Annotated in this window: 1 protein-coding gene; it reads left to right on the forward strand. The window is 76.2% G+C overall.

Features of this window, described 5'->3' with window-relative positions; genetic code table 11:
- Positions 1–559, forward strand: a 559-nt coding sequence (locus KCH_RS26565) for a M48 family metalloprotease (protein ID WP_244305440.1), incomplete at its 5' end; no start/stop codon positions are given.
- Positions 560–644: the final 85 nt, after the last annotated feature.

A 644-nucleotide genomic window follows, 5' to 3' on the forward strand; every position in this document is an offset into this window, starting at 1 on the left:
GGTGCTGCTCGGGCGGGCGGTGACGCTGCCGTTCTCGGCGAAGGTGCGGACGGCCCGGGTCGGGTTCGGGCTGGTGACGCAGGGCTGGGCGGGCTGGGCGGTGGACGCGGTGCGCGGGACGGCGGTGACGCTCGGGCTGTTCCTGCCGCTGGCGCTCGGCCTGTACGCGCTGATCGGCCGCTCCCCGAGCCACTGGTGGGTGCCGGGCGCGCTCGCGGCGGCGCTGCTGACGGTCGCGATGTCCTTCCTGCACCCGCTGGTGTTCGAGCCGCTGTTCAACCGGTTCAGCTCGATGCCGGACGGCGAACTGCGCACCGCGCTGCTGGAGTTGGCCCGCCGGGACGGCATTGCGGTGCGGGACGTGCTGGTCGCCGACGCGTCCCGCCGCACCACCGCGCTGAACGCGTACGTGTCCGGTTTCGGCCCGACCCGGCGGATCGTGGTGTACGACACCCTGCTGGCCACCGCCGACCCGCGCGAGGTGGAGCTCGTCGCCGCGCACGAGCTCGGCCACGTCAAGCACCGCGACGTCGCCACCGGCACCGTCCTGGGGCCCTGAGACCTGGCCCCAAAGGGGCCACCGACCAGGGGGGGGACTAGGGGGGGGGGGGCGGGGGGGGGGGGGGGGGGGGGCGGCGGCGCGC

This window comes from Kitasatospora cheerisanensis KCTC 2395, assembly GCF_000696185.1.
In the GTDB taxonomy this organism is placed as follows: domain Bacteria; phylum Actinomycetota; class Actinomycetes; order Streptomycetales; family Streptomycetaceae; genus Kitasatospora; species Kitasatospora cheerisanensis.